This window comes from Ruegeria sp. CJ3 (genome assembly GCF_056536725.1).
Window position 1 is genome coordinate 408664 of record NZ_JBQFQE010000002.1, and the last position, 22209, is coordinate 430872.

Consider the following 22209-nt stretch of genomic DNA (forward strand, 5'->3'; position numbering starts at 1 on the left):
GTCAGACCTGTTCCAGTTCAACAAGGCAACCGTTGAAGTCTTTGGGGTGCAGGAACAAAACCGGCTTGCCGTGGGCGCCGATCTTGGGCTCTCCGGTTCCCAGCACGCGCGCTCCGGTCTCTTTCAGATGGTCGCGCGCGGCTATGACATCCTCGACCTCATAGCAGACATGGTGAATGCCACCGGCGGGGTTCTTTTCAAGAAACCCGTTGATCGGGCTGTTTTCGCCCAAGGGATACAGCAGTTCGATCTTGGTATTGGGCAGTTCGATGAACACAACGGTGACCCCGTGATCTGGCTCATCCTGCGGCGCGCCGACCTTGGCACCCAATGCGTTGCGATACTGGGCCGAGGCGGCCTCGAGATCAGGCACCGCGATGGCAACATGGTTGAGACGACCGATCATGAAGCTCTCCTTCCGTTCTGCGTTGCAGCGGTTATGCGGGCTGTCCGGTGAAAGGGCAAGTGCGCCAAAACGCGCGTTAACCCTGTATTAGCCGGAAGTTCCTAGCGTGAGGCATCTGCTAATCAGGAGTTCTGCCATGGACGATTCGGGACCATTCACCGCTCCGGCGCTGGCCACCAAGATGCGGCCGCTGCTGGGTCAGACGATCCTTGTGGTCGAAGACAGCCGCTATGCCTGCGATGCAATTCGATTGATGTGCCTGCACAGCGGCGCCCGTATCCGGCGGGCGGATTGTCTGCAATCGGCGCGGCGGCATTTGCAAATCTACCGCCCCTCGGTCCTGATCGTCGATATGGGGCTGCCGGATGGATCGGGGGCCGATCTGATCGCCGAACTCACCCATGTGGTGCCGCGTATCAGCGTTATACTGGGGTTGTCGGGTGACGATAACGCAAAATCGACCGCGATGCGCGCGGGGGCCGACGGGTTTATGGCCAAACCGCTCAGCTCGGTCGGGTATTTCCAGAAAACCATCCTTGAACTTCTGCCCGAAGACCGGCGCCCCGGCGGGCTCGAGGCCGTGCGGGACGAGGTCGTCTATCCCGATCCGCTGGCTTATCAGGATGACATGGCCCATATCGCCGACCTGCTGACGGGTCCGACCGATCAGCGCACATTCGACTATGTCGCGCAGTTTCTGCAAAGCGTAGCGCGGGATGCACAGGACACGGTACTGGCCGACGCAGCGCGGCAACTTACACAATCGCGGATGCAGGGCGCGCCAGTGACGGCACAGGCGGCACGGGTCGCCGGGCTGGTACAGGAGCGGCTGGAACGGCAGGAGGCGATCTGAAATGCTGACGGCCTATTTCGTGACAGCAAGCCTTCTGTGCATCTGGGTTTATCGTCAGACCCGCCTGACGGCGAAAGGCATCCGCAGCAATCGCCGGGACATCGCAAACCCGCTGGAGTGATTACTACGGCCGCCCCAAAACGAAAATCGCCCGCACAGGGCGGGCGAGTTCGATCAATCTTGCGGGATAATACGCAGGCCCAGCTCCATCAACTGATCCGAGGTCGGATCAGAGGGCGCGTCCATCATGAGGTCTTCGGCGCGCTGGTTCATCGGGAACATCATGACCTCGCGGATGTTGGCTTCATCGGCCAGCAGCATCACGATCCGGTCGATACCAGCCGCACAGCCCCCGTGCGGCGGGGCACCGTAGTGGAAGGCGTTGAACAGGGCACCAAAGCGGGATTTCACCTCGTCTTCGCCGTAGCCAGCCAGCTCGAAGGCTTTCAACATAATCTCGGGCTTGTGGTTCCGGATCGCGCCCGAGACCAGCTCGTAGCCGTTGCAAGCCAGATCATACTGATAGCCGCGCACGTCCAGAGGGTTACCGTTCAGCGCTTCCATCCCACCCTGCGGCATCGAGAACGGGTTGTGTTCGAAATCGATCGCGCCGGTTTCTTCATCTTGCTCGTAGATCGGGAAATCGACAATCCAGGCAAAGGCAAAGCGGTCTTTCTCGGTCAGGCCAAGCTCATCGCCGATCACGTCGCGCGCCTTTCCGGCAACCTTCTCAAAGGCCTTGGGCTTGCCGCCCAGGAAGAACGCCGCATCACCCACATCCAGCCCCAGTTGCTGACGGATCGCCTCGGTGCGCTCAGGCCCGATGTTCTTGGCCAAAGGCCCTGCGGCCTCTCTCCCTTCGCCCTGATCGCGCCAGAAGATGTAACCCATACCGGGCAGACCCTCTTTCTGGGCAAACGCGTTCATGCGGTCGCAGAACTTGCGGCTGCCCCCCGTTGGCGCGGGAATGGCACGGATTTCGGTGCCGTCCTGCTCCAACAGCTTCGCGAAAATCGCGAAGCCACTATCGCGGAAGTGGTCAGAGACCACTTGCATTTTGATAGGATTGCGCAGGTCGGGCTTGTCGGTGCCGTACCAAAGGGCCGCGTCCTTGTAGGAAATCTGCGGCCATTCCTGATCGACCTTCCGGCCCCCGCCGAATTCCTCGAACACGCCGGTCAGAACGGGCTGGATCGTGTCGAACACGTCCTGCTGCTCAACAAACGACATCTCAAGGTCGAGTTGGTAGAAGTCGGTCGGCGAGCGGTCAGCGCGCGGGTCTTCGTCGCGGAAGCACGGCGCGATCTGAAAATACTTATCGAAGCCCGACATCATGATCAGCTGCTTGAACTGCTGCGGAGCTTGCGGCAGCGCATAGAACTTGCCCGGATGCAGACGCGAGGGCACAAGGAAGTCCCGCGCGCCCTCGGGCGACGAGGCGGTAATGATCGGCGTTTGATACTCGCGGAACCCCTGATCCCACATGCGTTTGCGCATGGATGCCACAACGTCGGAGCGCAGGGTCATGTTCTGCTGCATCGCCTCGCGGCGCAGGTCCAGATAGCGATAGCGCAGGCGGGTTTCCTCGGGGTATTCCTGATCTCCGAAGACCATCAGCGGCAGTTCGTCGGCGGCGCCCAGCACTTCCAGTTCGCGCACATAAACCTCAATCTCGCCGGTCGGCAGTTTCGGGTTCACCAAATCCGCATCGCGCGCTTTGACCGTTCCGTCGATGCGGATACACCATTCAGAGCGCACCTTTTCCAGCTCGGCAAAGGCGGCGCTGTCGCCGTCGCACAGAACCTGCGTCACGCCGAAATGGTCGCGCAGGTCGATGAACAGCACGCCGCCGTGATCTCGGACCCGATGCACCCAACCGGACAGGCGGACGGTTTCACCGACATTGGCGGCGGTCAGAGCGGCGCAGGTGTGGCTGCGATAGGCGTGCATGAAAATATCCCTTCGGGCGCAGAATTCGTCGCGCCGATACACCCTGTCAGGCTTGGAAAGTCAAGGCAGGTCGGGCGGTCAGAACGGTCTTTGCACGTTGCCGGAATAGAAATAGACCCCCAGACCGGCGGCAAAGATGATATTGCCCGCAATCGCATGCAACAGAACCGCGTACAGGAACGACCCGCGCTGGCGATAGGCCCATGCAAACAGCAACCCTCCGGCGAATGTCATCGCAGCGACGATCCAGCTCCAGTACATCAGATGCGCCAGCGAAAACAGCGTTGCATTCCAGAGATATGCAGGCCGCCCGTCGGGCAGGATCGCGTGGTAGCGGCGGAAGAACAGCGTGCGAAACAGCAGCTCTTGCGGTAGGGCCGAGGCCAGCGGGTAGCCGATCCAGATGAACACCAGTAACTCGGGCCGGTGTTTCAGCAGCCCAAAGGCCGCATCGGGTCGCGCGATCAGCACAAGCGCCGAACAGAAGGCCGCCATCGCAATCGTGAACAGCAAGACCTCGGCCCAGGACCAATTGCGCCAACCATAGCGCAGCTCGGCCCAGGAAAAGCCCGGCGTATTATGCAACAGGATGATGCCCAGCCCGGTGAACGCGAAGAGCGAGGGGAACATCCAGTCGGGCGGGAACAGCACCGCGATCAGAATCGGGACGGCGATGTAGAACAGCCCGAATTCCAACCTCAGCCGCTGGGCCTGTGTCGGGCGTGAGGCCCAGTCGCTTTGTCTACTCACGGTGTTACAAGCTCCGCCCGGATCAGTCCCCGCAGTGAATTGCCGACATGCATCGTTTGCGCGTTTTGCAGATCGGTCAAAGTCAGCACGGTTTCGGTCGCGACCTTATGATCCAGCATTTCCTGCCTCAGGACCCCGGGCAGAACCCCGCTGGACAATGTTGGCGTCAGGCGACGGCCATCGGGCATATCAAGAAACAGGTTGGTGATCGTGCCCTCGCACATCTCATCCCGTTCATTCAGGAACAGAAACTCGTCGACACCTTTGGGCAAAGCCGCCCGCGCTGTATCATAGACCACGCGGCGAGTGGTTTTGTGGCGCAACCAGATATCCGTCGACGATAAGCGCTGCTCCGCCACGCTTACCCGCCAGTGCGACGGGTTTTCAGCAAGTGCTCCGGTGGTCAGCGCAAAACTCCCGCCTGCGTCCAGCGTCAGGCGACAGCGCAGCGGGACATCGCCCGACGCGCCGCGCAATGCCCTCAGCGCCGCAGCCCGGTCGAAGGCAATCCCGAAGGTCTGGGCAGAACGCGCCATACGCGCCAGGTGCTGATCCAGCCGAACGAATCCCTGCCCTGGTCGAAAGGCAAGCGTTTCGATCAGGCGGAAATCAGGGTCAGCTGGTGGGCGAAGCGGGCCTTCCATAGCGCCTCCTCATATTCCGATGGGGCGGTGCTGTCCCAGACGAGGCCGCCGCCCACGTTCAGGGTCGCCTTGCCGTCTTCGACCATGAGGGTGCGGATGGCCACGTTGAATTCGGACCGCCCGTCTGGCGCGGCCCAACCGATGGTGCCGCAATAGACATCGCGGGGCCAAGGTTCGAGCTCCGACAGAATCTCCATCGCGCGAATCTTGGGCGCACCGGTGATCGAGCCGCAGGGAAACAGCGCCGTCAGGATATCCGACAGGCCCACCCCAAGGTGCAGCTGCGCCTGCACCAGAGAGACCATCTGATGAACGGTGGCATAGGTTTCCACCTTGAACAGCTCGGGCACCTTGACGGACCCGGCCAGCGCCACGCGGCTGATATCGTTGCGCAGCAGGTCGACGATCATCAGGTTCTCGGCCCGGTTCTTTTCGTCCGAGGTCAGAAACGCGCGGCGACGTTCATCTTCGACCGGGTCTTCGCTGCGCGGCTGGGTGCCCTTCATCGGGCGGGTTTCGATCCGGCCCTCGGCATCGGTGCGGAAGAATAGTTCGGGCGAGCGGCTCAACAGGTCGGGTAGCCCGTCTTGCTCGACCAGCGCACCGTGGCCCACGGGCTGACCCGCAGCCAGCGCGGCATAAAGCGCGACACTGTCACCGCTGACTTCGAGGTCTATGGGGAAGGTCAGATTCGCCTGATAAATATCGCCCGCGCCGATAGCGTCATGCACCGTGCGAAAGGCGCGCGTATAACGCGCCTCGTCCCAGCGGGGTTGAAACGCGCTCACGCCGCCGGTGTCGGCAGACAGGCCAACGCGATCAGGCTCTCCAAACACGCCAAAGCACAGCAGCGGCAACCGACGCCCCGCGGGTAGGCGCTCCGCCAAACGCGGCTCCAGCACATAGCCCAGTTCATAGCTTGCATATCCGGCCAGCCATGCCCCATCCGCACGCGCTTGATCCAGCGCCGCCAGAGCCTGGGGCACCTCCTCCGCCTGATCCGCGCGGATGATCCGGGAGGGACGGTCAAACCGGGTACCACGCCCGGCTGGTCCTTGATCGAAACGAATACGCAAGTGCATCCTCATCTGCCGTGCTGCGCGATATAGAGGATACGCCAGCAGGGGAAAGGGGGGAAAGCGGCAATTTCACCCTTGTTTCCGATACCTCTTGCACCTTTTCGCGCGGTCCCTATAACGCAGGACAATTTGGGCGCTGGGGCGGTGCCCTGACTCGCGGACAATCGAAGGAACAAGGCCATGCCGAGAAGAACCGACATCCAGTCGATCATGATCATCGGGGCGGGGCCCATTGTTATTGGTCAGGCGTGTGAGTTCGACTACTCGGGCGCTCAGGCCTGTAAGGCGCTACGCGAGGAAGGCTACCGGGTCATTCTGGTGAACTCGAACCCCGCAACGATCATGACCGATCCCGGTCTGGCGGACGCCACTTATATCGAGCCGATCACGCCCGAGGTGGTTGCCAAGATCATCGAGAAAGAACGCCCGGACGCCCTGCTGCCCACCATGGGCGGGCAGACCGGGCTGAACACTTCGCTGGCGCTGGAAGAGATGGGCGTGTTGGACAAGTTCGGGGTCGAGATGATCGGTGCCAAGCGCGACGCCATCGAGATGGCCGAGGATCGCGCCCTGTTCCGCGAGGCGATGGACCGGCTGGGTATTGAAAACCCGAAGGCCGAGATTGTGACAGCCCCCAAGGACGACACCGGTAAGAAAGACCTCGACGCCGGGGTGGCGCTGGCTCTGGACACGCTTGAAACCGTGGGCCTGCCAGCCATCATCCGTCCGGCCTTTACGCTGGGTGGTACTGGCGGGGGCGTGGCGTATAACCGCGAAGACTACATTCATATTTGCCGCTCGGGCATGGATGCCTCGCCCGTTGGTCAGATCCTGATCGACGAAAGCCTGCTGGGCTGGAAAGAATACGAGATGGAGGTGGTGCGCGACACCGCCGACAACGCCATCATCGTCTGTTCTATCGAGAACGTGGACCCAATGGGCGTGCACACGGGTGACTCGATCACCGTGGCGCCTGCCCTGACGCTGACCGACAAAGAATACCAGATCATGCGCAATCACTCGATTGCCGTGCTGCGCGAGATCGGGGTCGAGACCGGCGGCTCGAACGTGCAATGGGCGATCAACCCCGTCGATGGCCGTATGGTCGTGATTGAAATGAACCCGCGCGTGTCGCGCTCGTCCGCGCTGGCGTCCAAGGCGACCGGTTTCCCGATTGCCAAGATCGCCGCGAAACTGGCCGTGGGCTATACTCTGGATGAGCTGGACAACGACATCACCAAGGTCACGCCCGCCTCGTTCGAGCCGACCATCGACTATGTCGTGACAAAAATTCCGAAATTCGCCTTCGAGAAATTCCCGGGCTCGGAACCCTACCTGACCACGGCGATGAAGTCGGTGGGTGAGGCGATGTCCATCGGCCGCACGATCCACGAATCGATGCAAAAGGCGTTGGCCTCGATGGAATCGGGTCTGACCGGGTTTGATGAAATCGAAATCCCCGGCCTGAATGTAGGCCTCTGGGACGAGGCCGACGACAACGCCGCTGTCATCAAGGCGATCAGCCAGCAGACGCCGGACCGGCTCCGCACCATCGCGCAGGCGATGCGTCACGGTCTGACCGACGACGAAATCTTTGGCGTTACCAAGTTCGACCCGTGGTTCCTTGCGCGCATCCGCGAGATCATCGAGGCCGAGCGTCAGGTGCGCAAAGATGGCCTGCCGGTCACCGAAGACGGCATCCGCAAGCTGAAAATGCTGGGCTTCACTGACGCGCGTCTCGGCAACCTGACCGGTCGCGACGAAGCCAACGTCCGCCGCGCCCGCCGCAATCTGGGCGTCAATGCAGTCTTCAAACGCATCGACACCTGCGCCGCCGAATTTGAGGCACAGACGCCATATATGTACTCGACCTACGAGGCCCCGATGATGGGCGAGGTCGAATGCGAGGCGCGGCCGAGCGACCGCAAGAAGGTCGTCATCCTCGGCGGTGGCCCGAACCGGATCGGTCAGGGCATCGAGTTCGATTATTGCTGCTGTCACGCCTGTTTCGCGCTGACCGATGCGGGGTATGAGACCATCATGGTCAACTGCAACCCCGAGACCGTCAGCACCGACTACGACACCTCGGACCGTCTGTATTTTGAACCGCTGACCTTTGAGCACGTCATGGAAATCCTGACCACCGAGCAGGAAAACGGTACCCTGCACGGCGTCATCGTTCAGTTCGGCGGCCAGACCCCGCTGAAACTGGCCCACGCGCTTGAGAATGAGGGCATCCCGATCCTCGGCACCACGCCCGACGCGATTGATCTGGCCGAAGACCGCGAACGGTTCCAGGCGCTGGTCAATGAGTTGGGCCTGAAACAGCCCAAGAACGGCATCGCCTCAACCGACGAACAGGCGCTTGAGATCGCCGAAGAAATCGGCTTTCCGCTGGTCATCCGCCCCTCTTACGTGCTGGGCGGACGTGCGATGGAAATCGTCCGCGATATGGATCAGCTGAAACGCTATATCGCCGAGGCGGTGGTGGTTTCGGGTGATAGCCCCGTGCTGCTCGACAGCTATTTGTCCGGCGCAGTCGAACTGGATGTCGACGCGCTCAGCGACGGAACGGATGTGCATGTCGCAGGTATCATGCAGCACATCGAAGAGGCGGGCGTACACTCGGGCGACTCGGCCTGTTCGCTGCCACCCTATTCGCTCAGCCCCGAGATCCTGGCGCAAATCGAGGATCAGGCGCATAAACTGGCCCGCGCGCTGAATGTGGTCGGTCTGATGAACGTGCAATTCGCGGTCAAGGATGACGAGATCTATCTGATCGAGGTGAACCCCCGCGCCAGCCGCACCGTGCCTTTCGTAGCCAAGGCCACCGACAGTGCCATCGCCTCAATCGCCGCGCGGGTGATGGCGGGCGAACCACTGTCGAACTTCCCGCAGCGTCCCGCTTACAACAAAGAACAAGACCACAAGGTCGTCGACCAGATGACACTCGCCGACCCGAACATGCCGTGGTTCTCGGTAAAAGAGGCGGTGCTGCCCTTCGCCCGCTTCCCCGGCGTCGATACGATCCTCGGCCCCGAGATGCGCTCGACCGGTGAGGTGATGGGCTGGGATCATGACTTCCCGCGCGCCTTCCTCAAGGCACAGATGGGGGCGGGCATGGTGCTGCCCGCGGCCGGTCGTGCCTTTGTGTCGATCAAGGATGCCGACAAGGGGCCTGCGATGCTCGAGGCCGCACAGACGCTGTCGGCGCAGGGCTTTTCGCTGGTTGCAACACGTGGCACCCAAAGCTGGCTGGCGGCGCAAGGTGTAGCCTGTGACGTGGTCAACAAGGTCTACGAAGGCCGCCCGGATGTTGTCGACATGCTGAAGGACGGCCAGGTGCAATTGGTGATGAACACCACCGAGGGCGCACAGGCGGTCGAGGACAGCAAGGCCATTCGGTCCATCGCGCTGTACGACAAGATCCCCTATTTCACCACGGCCGCTGGGTCCCACGCAGCAGCGCTCGCCATCAAGGCGCAGGCCGAGGGAGAGGTTGAGGTTCAGTCGCTACAGGGCTGATCTGAAAGCAAACGAGACAAGCCCCGGTCGCTGACCGGGGCTTTTTTTGTGTCGTCGACGAAGCCCCTTCTGGCGTCGGGAAAACCGGCAGACTTCGCACTCAGGGCAAGCGTCGACCGGCATGGGGCTCAACCTATAAAAACGTCACGCCCACAGGGTTGCATTCCCTTAGGTCAAGACACCTTGATCAAAACCCACCGGGACTGCATTTTGTGCAGATCATGAAATCAGGACCCGCCATGTATACTCCTGCCATCACCGGAACCGGTGTCTATACACCCGAAAATGTCATCACCAACGCCGAGTTGGTCGAGGCCTTCAACGCCTATGCCGACCGGGTTAACGCCGAGAATGCCGATGCGATTGCGGCAGGGCAGATGGAGGCGTTGGAGCATTCCTCGGAAGAGTTCATTGTCAAGGCGTCAGGGATCGAAAACCGGTACGTCATGGACAAGGCCGGCGTGCTGGACCCTGAAATAATGCATCCGTCGCTACGGCAGCGCAGCGATGACGAACCGGGGATCATGACCGAAATGGCGGTGGATGCGTGCCGCAAAGCGCTGGCGCAGGCCGGGCGGTCGGCGGATGAGGTCGATCTGGTGATCTGCGCCGCTTCTAACCATGAACGCGCCTATCCGGCGATTGCGATCGAAATACAGGATGCGCTGGGGATCGATGGGTTCGGGTTCGACATGAACGTCGCCTGTTCCTCGGCCACGTTCGGCATTCAGGCGGCGGCTGATATGATCCGGTCAGGCTCGGTCCGAGCGGCGCTGGTGGTCAACCCCGAGATCTGTTCGGGACATCTGGAATGGCGCGACCGCGATTGCCACTTCATCTTCGGCGATGTGGCGACCGCAACGCTGGTGGAACGTCTGGACGATGCCAAGGGCCCACATTTCGAGATCATCTCGACCCGCTGCGCCACCGCGTTTTCCAACAACATCCGAAACAATAACGGTTTTCTGCGCCGGTCACGCCCCGATGGAGTCGTCGATCGCCGCGACATGCAGTTCATGCAGAACGGGCGCAAGGTCTTCAAGGAAGTCCTGCCCATGGTCAGCAAGCATATCAGCGACCACATGGATGCCGAAGGCGTGGCCAGTAACGATCTGAAACGCCTGTGGCTGCATCAGGCCAATAAGACCATGAACGATTTTATTGGCAAGAAGGTTCTGGGTCGCGAACCCGAGCCGGGCGAACAGCCCAACATCCTGCAGGACTATGCCAACACCTCGTCGGCGGGGTCGATTATCGCCTTCTCGAAACACTCAGATGACCTGAGCGACGGCGATGTCGGGCTGATCTGCTCGTTCGGGGCGGGCTACTCGGTTGGCTCGGTGATCGTCAAACGGCACGGATGACCGCTTTCTCAAGACTTCTTCAGACAGCCTAAACCGCTTCTTCATCTCAGGGACCCACATCGGGATCGGATGCCCAGCGCATTCGAGTGATGTAGCCGAGGGAGCACCCTGTTATGCAGCGAAATACACGTGTTGGAATGGCCGCGCTGGTTGCCGCGCCGTTTCTTGGGTTCATGGCGACCGAGGCCGCAGCGGCCGAGCCGCAGGTCTGCACCGTCAACACCGCGAGGGCGGCTGCAAACGAAGGCGACTACGGTACGCTTTGCGGCTGCTCGCAAGTGACGCCCGGGTTCGTTTCCTATCTGCAGAAGCGGACGGATTTCGACTCCATCGTGCAAAACACCGCGACGCAATGTGTGGGGCTGGCGGAGCTTCTGACCGATCTGCCGACCGCTTCGATCTCGGACAGCAGCCGTGGTGAAGATCGCAACAGCGATCTGCCCTCGGGATCGTCGGGATCAAGCAGCGGTGGAGGCTCCGGCAGCGACGGAAGCAGCCCCCCGAGTGACGGAGGCGATCCCGGCAACGGCTCTGATCCCGGTGATGGCGGCGATCCAGGCGACAACAACGATCCGGGCAATGGCGGCGGCGGCGGCAAGCCCGGAGACGGCGGCGGCAAGCCCGGCGGTGGAGGTAAACCCGGCCATGGCGGCGACAAGCCCGGCAAAGGTGGCGATAAACCGGGCAAAGGTGGTGGCAAAGGCGGCCACGGCGGGGATAAGCCGGGCAAAGGCGGCGGCAAAGGTCACGGCGGTGCCAAGGGTAACAACGGCGGTGGCAATGGTGCCGAGGGGGCCAGCCCCGGACGCGGCAAAAACGCCAATGACGACGAAAGCTGACCGGGGTCAATACCCCCGCAGGACAAAACGGAAAGGCGACCCGCGGGTCGCCTTCTTTGTCTCAAAACCTCTGGTGCCTGATCAGGTCGCCGCGGTGCAGACCGGTTTGCCGCGTCAGCTGACGCTTTCTTCTTCCAGATGCAGCTTCATTTCGATCAGGACCTGCTGCAACATGCTGGTTTCCTTCAGCAGGCGCTTGGCCTCGTTCACAGTGATGATGCCATCCTCGATGGCTGACTGATATTCGGTCATCAGCATCGCAAACCGTTGACTCAGCGCGATGACATCCGCATTCACCCCACCGGTGCGCGGGCTGTCCGAATTGCGGCCATCATAGGACAGCGAGATATTCTTCAGCTCGGCCAGCGCAGCGGTAACGTGCGGGTAGGTTGCGGCATTTTCCAGACGCGCGACGGCATCGACCGGCATGAACCGATCGGCGTGTTCGGCATTGTCGGAATAGTACCGCCCCAGCGTCGCCTTGGACTTTCCGGTGATCTCGCACGCCGCCTCGATTCCGACATCTTTAACCAATGCCTCGGTATGCTTCTTCAGATAGGCCCCGATATCCGCCATTTTGCTACCCTTGTTACCTGCGCTCCTGCCTCCCTGCCTGTCCGTGCCGGGGGAAAGGGAAGGGAAAGTTCCCATATCCGAGTCATAATTGAAATGCCATTAATTGACTATCCCTCAGAATTGCGGGGATTTTGTGAGTGAGTGGCGGCCGTTCGTGCCGGTAATGAGTGAAGGCAGGGCATCATTTCAGCCCTGTGGTGTATAGGCCCCATGTAGGCCGACGACGCCGCTGTTGAGGGCGCGGGGCTCTCCATCCCCAAGAGCATCTGCTCGGCCCCGGCAGCCGCAATGGCGGCGTCGCTTTCATTTGCGCATTGATGCTCTTGCCCATGTCGTTTGCGGGATTTAGACCGACGCCATGGCAAAGCTGTATTTCAACTATTCCACCATGAACGCGGGCAAATCGACCGTATTGCTGCAGGCTTCGCACAATTATCGCGAGCGCGGCATGAACACCTATCTGATGACGGCGCATATCGACGGGCGCGCCGGTGCGGGGCGGATCGCCTCGCGCATCGGGATTTCAGAGCAGGCCGACACGTTCCGACCCGATGACGACGTTTTTGCCATGATAGAGGCGCGCCGCGCCGAGGGGTCGATTGCCTGCGTCTTTGTGGACGAGGCGCAGTTTCTGTCTGAAGATCAGGTCTGGCAACTGGCCCGGGCGGTGGACGACCTGAAAGTGCCGGTGCTTGCCTACGGGTTGCGCGTGGATTTTCAGGGCAAACTGTTCCCCGGCTCCGCCGCCTTGCTGGCACTGGCAGATGAAATGCGCGAGGTCCGCACCATCTGCGAATGCGGACGCAAAGCGACGATGGTGATTCGTCAGGACGAAAACGGCAACACCATTACCGAAGGCGCACAGGTACAGATCGGCGGGAACGAGACCTACGTCTCGCTTTGCCGCAAGCACTGGCGCGAGGCGGTCGGGGCCTAGACCGGGTTGGGCAGAGGCCGCCCAGCCGCAAAGGCTGCTACATTGTCCAGCGCCATATGCCCCATATCGGTGCGCACTTCTTCTGTCGCAGTGCCCAGATGAGGCAGCAGAGTGACGTTCTGCATATCACGCAGGGCCTGCGGCACCGTGGGTTCGAATTCGTAGACGTCGAGCCCGGCACCTCCGATCTGACCGGCCTGCAGGGCCGCGATCAGGGCGGCCTCATCCACGACCTCGCCGCGCGCGATATTGATCAGGATGGCCGAGGGGGCCATGGCCTCAAGCACCTGCGCATTGATCAGGTGCCGGGTCTCGGCCCCTCCCGGAACGGCAACGACAACAAAGTCCACCGCTGCAGCCATAGTCTTCAGGTCCGGAATATACTCTGACGCAAAATCCAATTGCTTGGGGCTGCGGGATTGATAGGCGACGCTCATGCCAAATCCGAAGTGACAGCGCCTTGCAATCGCCTGACCGATGCGTCCCATGCCGACAATGCCAACACGCTTGCCCGAGACATGATGGCCCAGCATCTGCGTCGGGTGCCAGCCTTGCCATTGGCCTGCACGCACCAGCCGCTCGCCCTCGCCCGCGCGGCGGGCGGTGGACAGCAGCAGGGTCATGGCGATGTCGGCCGTGGCATCCGTCACCGCGCCGGGCGTGTTGGTGACGGCAACGCCAGCAGCATGGGCGGCGGCGGCGTCGATATGATTGTAACCGACGCCGAAATTGGCCAGCAGCTTGCAGCGCGGTTCAGGCACCTGCGCAAATATCTGCGCTGAGAACAGGTCTCCCAGCGTGGGCACGACCACATCAAATTCGGTCAACGCGCGCAGCATTTCATCCTGCGTCAGCGGCAGGGTTTCATCGCGAATCTCTACATCGAATTCGGCGCGGGCGCGGGCTTCGACAGCGGTGGTCATCGGTCGGGCGATCAGCAATTTCATCAATGCATCCTTCCGCCGATTGGAACTTCGCCGTCGGGACCGATCAGAACGATCTCTCCGTTTTCATCGGGCAGGCCCAGCACCAGAACCTCGGACATGAACTTGCCGATCTGTCGCGGAGGGAAATTGACCACCGCCATCACCTGTTTGCCCACCAGCGACGCGGGATCGTAATGCGCCGTGATCTGGGCCGAGGTCTTACGCTCGCCAATCTCTTCGCCAAAATCGATCCACATCTTGATCGCAGGTTTGCGGGCCTCAGGGTAAGGCTCTGCGCGGATCACCTCGCCCACGCGAATGTCGACCTTGAGGAATTCGTCAAATGTAATCTCACTCACGAGACAACTCCTTGGAGCGGTTGGTGGCGGCCTGAACGGCGCGGTGCAGCAGGTTGGGAAAGCCCTGTTCTTCGTGCATCAGCACCTCAAGCGCGGCCTGCGTGGTGCCGTTGGGCGAAGTTACGTTGACCCGCAACTGCGAAGGGTCTTCATCCGCGGCCATCGCCAGAGCCCCGGCCCCGGCCACGGTGGATTTGGCCAGCTTCATCGCCAGATCATGCGGCAGACCATGCGCCTCACCGGCCTGTGCCAACGTTTCGATCAGGTGGAACACGTAGGCCGGGCCTGAACCGCTGACGCCGGTGACCGCATCCATCTGCGCCTCATCATCCAGACGCACCGTTTCACCTATTGCCGACAGCAGGTCCTCAGCCAGCACTATATCCGCGTCCGAGGCCTTGGCATTCCCGACAAGCGCCGTGATCCCCTGCCGTACCGCCGCAGGCGTGTTCGGCATGGCGCGGATGATCGGAGTATCCGCTCCCAACACGTTTTCAAAAGTAGCCAGAGAAGTGCCTGCGGCGACTGAGATAAACAGGCTGCCACCGCCACCCAGCGCCTGAATGGCAGGCAGGGCTTCGCCCATCATCTGGGGTTTTACGGCGACAAGAACCACCGCCGGAGATTCGGGCAGCGCAGTGTTGATGTTGACGCCCTGTGCCTTCAGCCAGTCCGAGGGATTGGGATCAATGACCCAGACCGAAGCTGCGGGCAGCCCATGATCCAGCCAACCCGCCAGCATCGCCGAGCCCATCTTGCCGCATCCCAGCAGTACAAGGCCCTGTTCCGCAACCCGCGAGATATTCATGATGCCCCTCCCCTATGGTTCGGGGCAAAGGTTTACGCGCGGCCGTAGGCCTCTGCAATGGCGACTTGCATCGCCTCTTCGGGGGTACGGTTGCCCCATGTGACCAGTTGGATTGCAGGGTAATAGCGCTCGGCGCTCAGCACGGCGGCGTTGATCATTGTATCAATCTGCTCGGGGCTGGCCGTCTGACCACCCGACAGAACCAGGCCATAGCGGTAGACCATCAGTTTCTGATTGGCCCAGTAGGTGAACGCCCCGGCCCAGCACTGATCGTTCATTTTGTTCAGAAGCTCATAAAGCTGGGTTTCACGCTCTGCTGGGGGTTCCATTTCAAACGAACACACCATGCGCAGGGTCTCGTCATAGTTGGACCAGGCCAATGTAATCGAATAGGTGCGCCACTGACCTTCCACGGCCATGGCAATCTGATCATCCCCGATCCGGTCAAAATCCCAGTCGTGATGTTCCGCAAGATGTTCAACAATGTCGATCGGATGAAGGTCTTCTTCGAGATACTGCTCGGAAAGGGCCATAATGCCACCTCACTAATCTCTAGCATTTGGGGCTGGCAGCGCCCCAGCGCTAGTTGCCTGCTCTACAAGCCGGGCTTCCCCAGTCTGTCTATACTAAATATGGTGCGATGTGGGTGGGTGTCTGACAACCCCCATTTTTGGGGATAACAGCAATAAGTTGTGGACAGTTGGCAACGCAGACCAAAATATTGTCGTCGATTGCAGCTTTGCCTTGATTAATTCTTACAGGGCGGCAAAATTCACCTCGCCGCGCAAGCCGGGTGTGGAATGCGCGGTTCATATCCCGAACCAAAATCGAAAATTTCAGGCGTTACTTGTCCAGCTTCGCCTCAAGCGCCGCGATACGCTGTTCCAGCGCTGCATTCTCTTCGCGCGCTTTCTGAGCCATGGCGCGGACGGCATCGAATTCTTCGCGGGTGACGAAATCACGGTCAGCCAGCCAGCGATCCATCATCGATTTCATCGCATTCTCGGCCTCTTCCCGCGCCCCTTGCGCCACGCCCATGGCGTTGGTCATCAGTTGAGACATATCGTCCAGAATCTTGTTGCGGGTTTGCATGGGCTTTCTCCGATTTCGCGATTGCCCTCTATATGGGTAAAGAATGGCCCGGGCTCAAGGTTGACTTGCCCTGCTAACCCCGGGCAATGAGACGCACATGCAGGCTGTTCTGAATTTCCCCGATCTGTCGCCCGAATTGTTCTCGATCTCGCTGTTCGGGATGGAATTCGCACTGCGGTGGTACGCGCTGGCGTATATCGTCGGCATCCTGATCGCGTGGCGCATGGCGCTGATGGCGCTGCGGCGGCCTGCGTTGTGGTCCGGCCAGACGCCACCCATGAAGCCTGAACAGCTTGAGGATCTGGTCACCTGGATCATCCTTGGCGTGATTTTGGGCGGGCGTCTTGGATTTGTTCTGTTCTATCAACCGGCCTACTACCTGTCGCATCCGATTGAGATTCTGATGGTCTGGCAGGGCGGCATGGCGTTTCACGGCGGGCTGCTGGGCGTGGTGATCGCAACCTACCTCTATGGCAGGCGGCACCAGATTCCCATTCTGTCGCTGGCCGATCTGGTGGCCCACACGGTGCCGCCCGGCCTGCTGCTGGGGCGGTTGGCCAACTTCACCAATGCCGAGTTGTGGGGACGTCCCAGCGACCTGCCGTGGGCCGTGATCTTCCCCGGCGCGGCGGCTCAGGATTGCCCCGGGGTGATCGGGCTGTGCGCCCGCCACCCCTCGCAGCTTTACGAAGCCCTACTTGAGGGGCTGCTGCTGGGCGCGCTGCTGATCTGGCTGGCCCACCGGCGCGGAGCCTTCAAAAAGCCCGGCCTGATCATGGGCGTCTTTCTGGCGGGCTATGGCGCATCGCGGTTCTTGGTCGAGTTCTTCCGCCAGCCCGACGCGCAGTTCATCTCCCCCGGAAACCCGCTGGGGCTGGCGTGGCAGATTGGAGGCTATGGCCTAACCATGGGGCAGTTGCTGTCCCTGCCGATGATCGCGCTTGGGCTGTGGTTCGCTCTGAGAGCCCGGCGCGCCACATGAGCCTGAAGGACCATCTGCTGGCACGTATCCAGAATGATGGCCCCATGACCATCGCCGACTACATGGCCGAGTGCCTGCTGCATCCGGTCCATGGTTATTACACAACGCGCGACCCGCTGGGCCCGCAGGGTGATTTTATCACCGCCCCGGAAATCAGCCAAATGTTCGGGGAACTCATCGGCCTGTCGCTTGCACAGATTTGGCTGGATCAAGGTCAGCCCGCGCCTTTCGCGTTGGTTGAGCTCGGCCCCGGACGGGGTACGCTGATGGCCGATATCTTGCGCGCCACACGACAGATTCCGGGCTTTCACGATGCGGCGCGGGTCACGTTGCTTGAGGCCTCCCCTACCTTACGCGACATTCAGGCGGACACGCTGAACGTCTATGCACCACACTGGATCACCCACATCGGCGACTTGCCCGACCTGCCGCTATTTCTGGTCGCCAACGAGTTCTTCGACGCCCTGCCTATCCGCCAGTTCCTGCGCGATGAAACGGGATGGCGCGAGCGGTTGGTGGGCCACGAGGACACAGCACTGACCTTTGGCCTTGGCCCCCGGGCACCACAATCGGCGCTGGAAGACCGCCTGTCTGACACTAGTGACGGCGATCTGGTCGAGCTCTGCGCCGCCGCCATTCCCATTGTCAGCCGGATTGGGGCGCAAATCACCCGAAACAGCGGGGCCGCTTTGATCATCGACTATGGCGACTGGGTATCGCTGGGGGACACGCTGCAAGCGGTGCAGGCGCATAAGGCCGTTGCCCCGCTGGACACGCCGGGTCAGGCCGACCTGACCGCGCATGTGGATTTCGAACCGCTGGCCAACGCGGCTCGCGCCGCCGGATGCGCATATTCGCGGCTGACACCGCAGGGCGTGTTTCTGGAACGATTGGGTATCACCGCGCGGGCACAATCCCTTGCCTCGGCGCTGAGCGGGCCTCAGCTTGAGACGCTGATCTCGGCACATCGACGGTTGACGCATCCCGATGAAATGGGAAACCTGTTCAAAGTACTGGGCCTCTATCCGCCACACGCCGCGCCACCACCGGGACTGGAACCATGACGCTGGAAATTCTGACCTCCGACATTCTGTCCCCGGTTCGCCACGGGTTCTTCAGCCGCCGGGGTGGTGCGTCTTCGGGCATCTTCGCAGGGCTCAACTGCGGCCCCGGGTCTTCGGATCTGGCCGAGGCGGTTGCCCTGAACCGTAAACGCGTTGCCAGCGCGATGGAGGTCACTCCCGAGGCGCTGGTCGGAGTGCATCAGGTGCATTCGCCAACCGTGATCACCGTCGACGCGCCGCTTTCAGGCGACAAACCCAAGGCTGATGCCCTAGTTACGGCCACCCCCGGACTGGCCCTGACGATTCTGACCGCCGACTGCCAGCCGGTTCTGTTTGCCGACCCTGACGCAAATGTGATCGGCGCGGCCCATGCCGGTTGGCGTGGCGCACTGGACGGTGTGCTCGAAGCGACGCTGGACGCGATGGAGGCGCTGGGGGCGCAGCGCAAGAACGTTTCCGCCGTCATCGGCCCTACCATTTCGCAACGCGCCTACGAGGTTGGCCCCGAGTTTCTAGACGATTTCCTCGCCGCCTCACCGGACAATGCGCGTTTTTTTGCAAATGGACAGGGCGATCGGATGCTTTTCGACCTGCCCGCCTTTGGCCTGCACAAGTTGCGTGAGGCGGGTGTCGGTCAGACGGAATGGACCCGTCATTGTACGTATTCCGACCCTGACAGATTCTATTCATACCGGCGCACCACGCACGCCAATGAGGCCGATTATGGTCGCCTGATTTCGGCGATCCGACTGTAACAGCGGACCGAAATAAGGCAATTCTGCCCCGTTTTCGCCACAATTTTTGTGTTTACCTGAGTCAGAATCGTAGCAATTTTTCGCTGGTACTCAGTTGGTTACCCATTTTCCTGGCACCATGAGGCTGGCTAAGCCAACAAAGAGGTGTCTCAAACCTTCATTTGTCCTCAATTCATCCCGGATCAGCCTTACGGGTGCCGCAAATCCGCGTCAGGCTGGGATTATAAACGGAAACCGGGGCATCAGGCCCTGTTGAAGCAGGACAAAGAAATGAAAACGAAATCACGCTTTCTCAATGCCGTCTTTGCAGCGGTCAGAGATCAGGAACCTGAAATGCCCTGGAAGCGGGTTTCAAGCCATTCTGTCAGAGTCGCGCGCCGTCTGGCCGCCCGTCGCTAACAGATAACCCCCACGAGACCAGCTGCCGGTCTCGCAGGGCAAGACGCATACCGGACGAGGCTCCGGTCCGGTGTGCGCGGTCGCAGATGGGTTTGCGGCCATGGTTCGGAGTGTGTCTGCAGCAGGCAATTGCCGCCTGCGTTTAACGAGTTTGTCTTGGGGGGTCATGAACTTGGCCGAAATACTGTTGTTTTCTCTCGCGGCGTGGGGCCTGTTCGGTGCCCGCCCAGCGTTTGCCCATATTGTTAAAGACAAAGAACAAGGTCGTCCGACGGGACTGCACGGGGGTTCAACCCGTTCGGGCGAATTTTAGAGGGGACGGAATACAAATGGCTATTCCAAATTCACTGGCCCGCGCGGCCAGAAACGCGGTCGGAACGTCCGCACTGCTGCGCGATGCGCCGCGTCCGACGACAGCACCCAAAGCGCAGCTGCGACGCTATGAAGTCAGCACGTTGCTGGAAAACGGAGATGTTGCGCAAACGCGTCACATCGCCCCGGCCCTGCCAATGTTCGAGGACGCCTTCTGCGCCTTCACACGCGGCTCATTGGTCGAAACACCGCAAGGTCCGATGGCAATCGAAGACCTGCTGCCGGGCGATGAGGTTCTGACCCAGGATGGCACATCTGAAACCGTGCTGTGGAAAGGATCGGTCACGTTGATCCCCGGGCGCGAGGATTCGCGGGGGCGGACCCGCCCCTTGACCCGGATCATGGCCGATACGTTCGGAATGCAGAAACCCATGTCGGGCGTCATCGCAGGCCCTGCGGCCCGGCTGCTTGGGGCACCCGCGCATCTCCGGCACCTGAATGACGGTCAACCGATCCTGACGCCGGTGCATGAATTCCAGGATGGGATGGGTGTTATCGAAACATTGCCGCCTACGCCGGTGGAATTGTTTCACATCTGTGTCGCCCGCCATTCGGTCATCCGCGTGGATGGGCTGCAGTTCGAGACCTATCATCCGGGCGTAAACGCGGTGCGGATGATCAGTCACTCTTTGCGTTCGGTCTATCTGAATCTATTCTCACATATCGAATCGCTGAATGATTTCGGGCCGTTGCTTCTGCCGCGTTCCGGAGATGGTGAGGTAGACGCGATTACGGCATAAACCGTTAACGATTACTGCAAATGTGGGGGCATCATGCAGATATTACTTAGTTGGGTCTTCTCGCTGGCTGTGGCAGCCCTGTTGCCACCGTGTCCTGCGGGCCAGAACACGTCCAGGCTCAGGCGGTCCGGTTCATCCGGTCTTCCAGCACGTCAAATGGCACGCCTGGCTCGTCTTTTGCGCCTCGGATAACCAATGAGGTCTTGACGCTGGCCACGTTCGGCGTGGTCAGCAGATCGCCGGTCAAAAACTGCTGAAAGCTGCTCAGGTCTGGGGCGACGCATTTCAGGATGAAATCCACCTCGCCGTTCAGCATGTGGCATTCACGAACCAGCGGCCAGTCCTTGCATCGGGATTCGAACGCGCTGAGCTCGGATTCGGCCTGGCTTTCCAGCCCGACCATGGCGAAAACCTGAACCTCAAAGCCCAGTTCGCGGGAATTGACCTCGGCATGATAGCCGCGGATATAGCCCGATTCTTCCAGCGTGCGCACCCGCCGCAGGCAGGGCGGGGCCGAGATTCCAACACGCTTGGCAAGTTCCACATTGGTCATACGACCGTCGGCCTGTAGCTCCGCCAGAATTTTGCGGTCGATTTCGTCCAGCCGGGTTGTGACCATCGAATGCTCCTGAGTTTTCAGTTCTTATACCAGCAGCACCGGCAGGCGCAATAATATTTCACACCTGCGCAATATTCGTCATTTTGGATGTACATTAGGCCGCGCGCCCCCACCGGGAAACGCAAATCCGGCTTACGGCATGAAGGGGCTTTAAGCGCCGCCCTGCGGTCGCTATATCGATCCGCACTGGACGCTTGTCCGGACGAGCAGATTGAGTTGGGGGTACCATGGCCGAAACACGACACACCAAGGTTCTGATCATCGGATCGGGACCGGCCGGATATACTGCGGGCGTCTATGCCAGCCGCGCCATGCTGGAGCCGATTCTGGTACAAGGGATCGAACCCGGCGGACAACTGACCACCACCACTGAGGTTGAAAACTGGCCCGGTGACACCGAGGTGCAGGGCCCCGATCTGATGGTGCGGATGCAGGACCATGCCAAGGCAATGGGCTGCGAGGTGATCGGCGACATCATTAGCGATCTGGACCTCAGCCAGCGCCCCTTCACCGCAAAAGGCGACAGCGGCACCGTCTACACGGCGGACGCGGTGATTCTGGCCACGGGCGCGCGCGCCAAATGGCTGGGCCTGCCGTCCGAAGAGAAATTCAAAGGCTTCGGCGTCTCGGCTTGCGCCACCTGCGACGGGTTCTTCTATCGCGGGCAGGAGATCGTGGTCATTGGCGGCGGCAATACGGCGGTCGAAGAGGCCCTGTTCCTGACCAATTTCGCCAGCAAGGTCACGCTGATCCACCGCCGCGACGAATTGCGGGCCGAGAAGATCCTGCAGGACCGGTTGCTCAAAAACGAAAAGATCGAACCGCTGTGGTTCCACGAACTGGATGAGGTCGTCGGTACCGATGCCCCGCTGGGCGTGGAAGGCGTGCGGGTCAAGAACGTCAAAACAGGCGAGATCACCGAGATCCCTTGTAAGGGCGTCTTTGTAGCCATCGGTCACGCGCCTGCAAACGAACTGGTCAAGGACACGCTGGAAACCCATATGGGCGGTTATGTGGTGACCAAGCCGGGCACCACCGAGACCTCGGTTCCAGGTGTTTTCGCGGCCGGGGACCTGACCGACCACGTCTACCGTCAGGCCGTCACCAGCGCCGGGATGGGCTGCATGGCCGCGCTGGATGCGGAACGGTTCCTGGCGGAGAACGAGTGAC

General features: G+C 60.9%; 22 protein-coding genes. 10 read left to right on the forward strand and 12 right to left on the reverse strand.

Going from position 1 to position 22209, the window contains the following annotated elements:
• Position 1 precedes the first annotated feature (1 nt).
• Complete coding sequence (gene mce, locus ACR0J1_RS05170) at positions 2–406, reverse strand: methylmalonyl-CoA epimerase (RefSeq protein ID WP_480731121.1); 405 nt, start codon at positions 404–406, stop codon at positions 2–4.
• 136 nt (positions 407–542) lie between these two features.
• Between mce and ACR0J1_RS05175 the strand changes: the two genes are divergently transcribed.
• Entirely contained in the window at positions 543–1259 is a 717-nt protein-coding gene (locus ACR0J1_RS05175; protein WP_480731123.1) for a response regulator, read from the forward strand.
• 174 nt (positions 1260–1433) lie between these two features.
• On the opposite strand, the gene aspS is transcribed toward ACR0J1_RS05175, so the two are convergent.
• The 4 genes from aspS to ACR0J1_RS05195 form a co-directional block, all read right to left on the reverse strand.
• A complete protein-coding gene (gene aspS / locus ACR0J1_RS05180) occupies positions 1434–3209 on the reverse strand; it encodes an aspartate--tRNA ligase (RefSeq protein ID WP_480731125.1) in 1776 nt (591 codons plus the stop codon).
• Between the two features lie 78 nt (positions 3210–3287).
• Entirely contained in the window at positions 3288–3959 is a 672-nt protein-coding gene (locus tag ACR0J1_RS05185; RefSeq protein ID WP_480731127.1) for a CPBP family intramembrane glutamic endopeptidase, read from the reverse strand.
• Entirely contained in the window at positions 3956–4603 is a 648-nt protein-coding gene (locus tag ACR0J1_RS05190) for an aminotransferase class IV family protein (protein WP_480731129.1), read from the reverse strand. The genes ACR0J1_RS05185 and ACR0J1_RS05190 overlap by 4 nt, the downstream gene beginning before the upstream one ends.
• Positions 4558–5685 (reverse strand): aminodeoxychorismate synthase component I, encoded by a 1128-nt coding sequence (locus ACR0J1_RS05195; RefSeq protein ID WP_480731131.1) that lies wholly within the window; start codon positions 5683–5685, stop codon positions 4558–4560. Before ACR0J1_RS05195 ends, ACR0J1_RS05190 begins: the two co-directional genes overlap by 46 nt.
• A gap of 177 nt (positions 5686–5862) precedes the next feature.
• Between ACR0J1_RS05195 and carB the strand changes: the two genes are divergently transcribed.
• The 3 genes from carB to ACR0J1_RS05210 all read left to right on the forward strand — a co-directional run bounded on the left by carB (position 5863) and on the right by ACR0J1_RS05210 (position 11410).
• Positions 5863–9207, forward strand: a complete 3345-nt coding sequence (gene carB, locus ACR0J1_RS05200) for a carbamoyl-phosphate synthase large subunit (protein ID WP_480731132.1) — start codon at positions 5863–5865, stop codon at positions 9205–9207.
• A 239-nt stretch (positions 9208–9446) separates the two neighbouring features.
• Entirely contained in the window at positions 9447–10571 is a 1125-nt protein-coding gene (locus ACR0J1_RS05205; protein WP_480731134.1) for a beta-ketoacyl-ACP synthase III, read from the forward strand.
• A 113-nt stretch (positions 10572–10684) separates the two neighbouring features.
• The gene (locus ACR0J1_RS05210; RefSeq protein ID WP_480731136.1) at positions 10685–11410 is read left to right on the forward strand and encodes a hypothetical protein; all 726 of its coding nucleotides are present in this window, start codon (positions 10685–10687) and stop codon (positions 11408–11410) included.
• 114 nt (positions 11411–11524) lie between these two features.
• Here ACR0J1_RS05210 and ACR0J1_RS05215 read toward each other — a convergent pair whose 3' ends face one another.
• On the reverse strand, positions 11525–11986 hold the full coding sequence (locus tag ACR0J1_RS05215; RefSeq protein WP_480731138.1) for a hypothetical protein: 462 nt from the start codon (positions 11984–11986) through the stop codon (positions 11525–11527).
• A gap of 358 nt (positions 11987–12344) precedes the next feature.
• Here ACR0J1_RS05215 and ACR0J1_RS05220 point away from each other — a divergent pair, with 358 nt between their 5' ends.
• Positions 12345–12923 (forward strand): thymidine kinase, encoded by a 579-nt coding sequence (locus tag ACR0J1_RS05220; RefSeq protein WP_480731139.1) that lies wholly within the window; start codon positions 12345–12347, stop codon positions 12921–12923.
• Here ACR0J1_RS05220 and ACR0J1_RS05225 read toward each other — a convergent pair.
• From ACR0J1_RS05225 to ACR0J1_RS05245, 5 genes are all read right to left on the reverse strand, one after another.
• Positions 12920–13870 (reverse strand): 2-hydroxyacid dehydrogenase, encoded by a 951-nt coding sequence (locus ACR0J1_RS05225; protein ID WP_480731141.1) that lies wholly within the window; start codon positions 13868–13870, stop codon positions 12920–12922. The genes ACR0J1_RS05220 and ACR0J1_RS05225 overlap by 4 nt on opposite strands.
• Positions 13870–14208 (reverse strand): tRNA-binding protein, encoded by a 339-nt coding sequence (locus ACR0J1_RS05230; protein WP_480731143.1) that lies wholly within the window; start codon positions 14206–14208, stop codon positions 13870–13872. Before ACR0J1_RS05230 ends, ACR0J1_RS05225 begins: the two co-directional genes overlap by 1 nt.
• Positions 14201–15016 carry a pyrroline-5-carboxylate reductase gene (gene proC / locus ACR0J1_RS05235; protein ID WP_480731144.1) on the reverse strand — a complete coding sequence of 272 codons (816 nt, stop codon included), beginning with the start codon at positions 15014–15016 and terminating at the stop codon, positions 14201–14203. Before proC ends, ACR0J1_RS05230 begins: the two co-directional genes overlap by 8 nt.
• A 32-nt stretch (positions 15017–15048) precedes the next feature.
• Complete coding sequence (locus ACR0J1_RS05240) at positions 15049–15549, reverse strand: type III secretion system chaperone family protein (protein WP_480731146.1); 501 nt, start codon at positions 15547–15549, stop codon at positions 15049–15051.
• A gap of 310 nt (positions 15550–15859) precedes the next feature.
• Complete coding sequence (locus ACR0J1_RS05245) at positions 15860–16108, reverse strand: accessory factor UbiK family protein (protein ID WP_010441801.1); 249 nt, start codon at positions 16106–16108, stop codon at positions 15860–15862.
• A 97-nt stretch (positions 16109–16205) separates the two neighbouring features.
• On the opposite strand from ACR0J1_RS05245, the gene lgt reads away from it, so the two are divergent.
• From lgt to ACR0J1_RS05265, 4 genes are all read left to right on the forward strand, one after another.
• Positions 16206–17090: a prolipoprotein diacylglyceryl transferase gene (gene lgt, locus ACR0J1_RS05250; RefSeq protein ID WP_480731148.1), complete on the forward strand. Its 885-nt coding sequence runs from the start codon at positions 16206–16208 to the stop codon at positions 17088–17090.
• Complete coding sequence (locus ACR0J1_RS05255) at positions 17087–18154, forward strand: class I SAM-dependent methyltransferase (RefSeq protein WP_480731150.1); 1068 nt, start codon at positions 17087–17089, stop codon at positions 18152–18154. Before lgt ends, ACR0J1_RS05255 begins: the two co-directional genes overlap by 4 nt.
• On the forward strand, positions 18151–18909 hold the full coding sequence (gene pgeF, locus ACR0J1_RS05260) for a peptidoglycan editing factor PgeF (RefSeq protein WP_480731151.1): 759 nt from the start codon (positions 18151–18153) through the stop codon (positions 18907–18909). Before ACR0J1_RS05255 ends, pgeF begins: the two co-directional genes overlap by 4 nt.
• A gap of 728 nt (positions 18910–19637) precedes the next feature.
• Complete coding sequence (locus ACR0J1_RS05265) at positions 19638–20420, forward strand: Hint domain-containing protein (RefSeq protein WP_480731153.1); 783 nt, start codon at positions 19638–19640, stop codon at positions 20418–20420.
• Positions 20421–20538: 118 nt separating this feature from the next.
• Here the strand turns inward: ACR0J1_RS05265 and ACR0J1_RS05270 are convergent, their stop codons facing one another.
• Entirely contained in the window at positions 20539–21039 is a 501-nt protein-coding gene (locus ACR0J1_RS05270; protein WP_480731154.1) for an Lrp/AsnC family transcriptional regulator, read from the reverse strand.
• Between the two features lie 227 nt (positions 21040–21266).
• Between ACR0J1_RS05270 and trxB the strand changes: the two genes are divergently transcribed.
• Complete coding sequence (gene trxB / locus ACR0J1_RS05275) at positions 21267–22208, forward strand: thioredoxin-disulfide reductase (RefSeq protein ID WP_480530923.1); 942 nt, start codon at positions 21267–21269, stop codon at positions 22206–22208.
• Position 22209: the final 1 nt, after the last annotated feature.

Bases quoted from the DNA above. Each gene is read 5' to 3' on its own strand.
- ACR0J1_RS05270 (WP_480731154.1), bottom strand. From the start codon at position 21,039: ATGGTCACAACCCGGCTGGACGAAATCGACCGCAAAATTCTGGCGGAG.
- trxB (WP_480530923.1), top strand. From the start codon at position 21,267: ATGGCCGAAACACGACACACCAAGGTTCTGATCATCGGATCGGGACCG.
- ACR0J1_RS05175 (WP_480731123.1), top strand. From the start codon at position 543: ATGGACGATTCGGGACCATTCACCGCTCCGGCGCTGGCCACCAAGATG.
- carB (WP_480731132.1), top strand. From the start codon at position 5,863: ATGCCGAGAAGAACCGACATCCAGTCGATCATGATCATCGGGGCGGGG.
- ACR0J1_RS05255 (WP_480731150.1), top strand. From the start codon at position 17,087: ATGAGCCTGAAGGACCATCTGCTGGCACGTATCCAGAATGATGGCCCC.
- ACR0J1_RS05220 (WP_480731139.1), top strand. From the start codon at position 12,345: ATGGCAAAGCTGTATTTCAACTATTCCACCATGAACGCGGGCAAATCG.
- ACR0J1_RS05210 (WP_480731136.1), top strand. From the start codon at position 10,685: ATGCAGCGAAATACACGTGTTGGAATGGCCGCGCTGGTTGCCGCGCCG.
- ACR0J1_RS05190 (WP_480731129.1), bottom strand. From the start codon at position 4,603: ATGGAAGGCCCGCTTCGCCCACCAGCTGACCCTGATTTCCGCCTGATC.
- ACR0J1_RS05265 (WP_480731153.1), top strand. From the start codon at position 19,638: ATGGCTATTCCAAATTCACTGGCCCGCGCGGCCAGAAACGCGGTCGGA.
- aspS (WP_480731125.1), bottom strand. From the start codon at position 3,209: ATGCACGCCTATCGCAGCCACACCTGCGCCGCTCTGACCGCCGCCAAT.
- lgt (WP_480731148.1), top strand. From the start codon at position 16,206: ATGCAGGCTGTTCTGAATTTCCCCGATCTGTCGCCCGAATTGTTCTCG.
- ACR0J1_RS05240 (WP_480731146.1), bottom strand. From the start codon at position 15,549: ATGGCCCTTTCCGAGCAGTATCTCGAAGAAGACCTTCATCCGATCGAC.
- ACR0J1_RS05195 (WP_480731131.1), bottom strand. From the start codon at position 5,685: ATGCACTTGCGTATTCGTTTCGATCAAGGACCAGCCGGGCGTGGTACC.
- pgeF (WP_480731151.1), top strand. From the start codon at position 18,151: ATGACGCTGGAAATTCTGACCTCCGACATTCTGTCCCCGGTTCGCCAC.
- ACR0J1_RS05245 (WP_010441801.1), bottom strand. From the start codon at position 16,108: ATGCAAACCCGCAACAAGATTCTGGACGATATGTCTCAACTGATGACC.
- proC (WP_480731144.1), bottom strand. From the start codon at position 15,016: ATGAATATCTCGCGGGTTGCGGAACAGGGCCTTGTACTGCTGGGATGC.
- ACR0J1_RS05205 (WP_480731134.1), top strand. From the start codon at position 9,447: ATGTATACTCCTGCCATCACCGGAACCGGTGTCTATACACCCGAAAAT.
- mce (WP_480731121.1), bottom strand. From the start codon at position 406: ATGATCGGTCGTCTCAACCATGTTGCCATCGCGGTGCCTGATCTCGAG.
- ACR0J1_RS05225 (WP_480731141.1), bottom strand. From the start codon at position 13,870: ATGAAATTGCTGATCGCCCGACCGATGACCACCGCTGTCGAAGCCCGC.
- ACR0J1_RS05215 (WP_480731138.1), bottom strand. From the start codon at position 11,986: ATGGCGGATATCGGGGCCTATCTGAAGAAGCATACCGAGGCATTGGTT.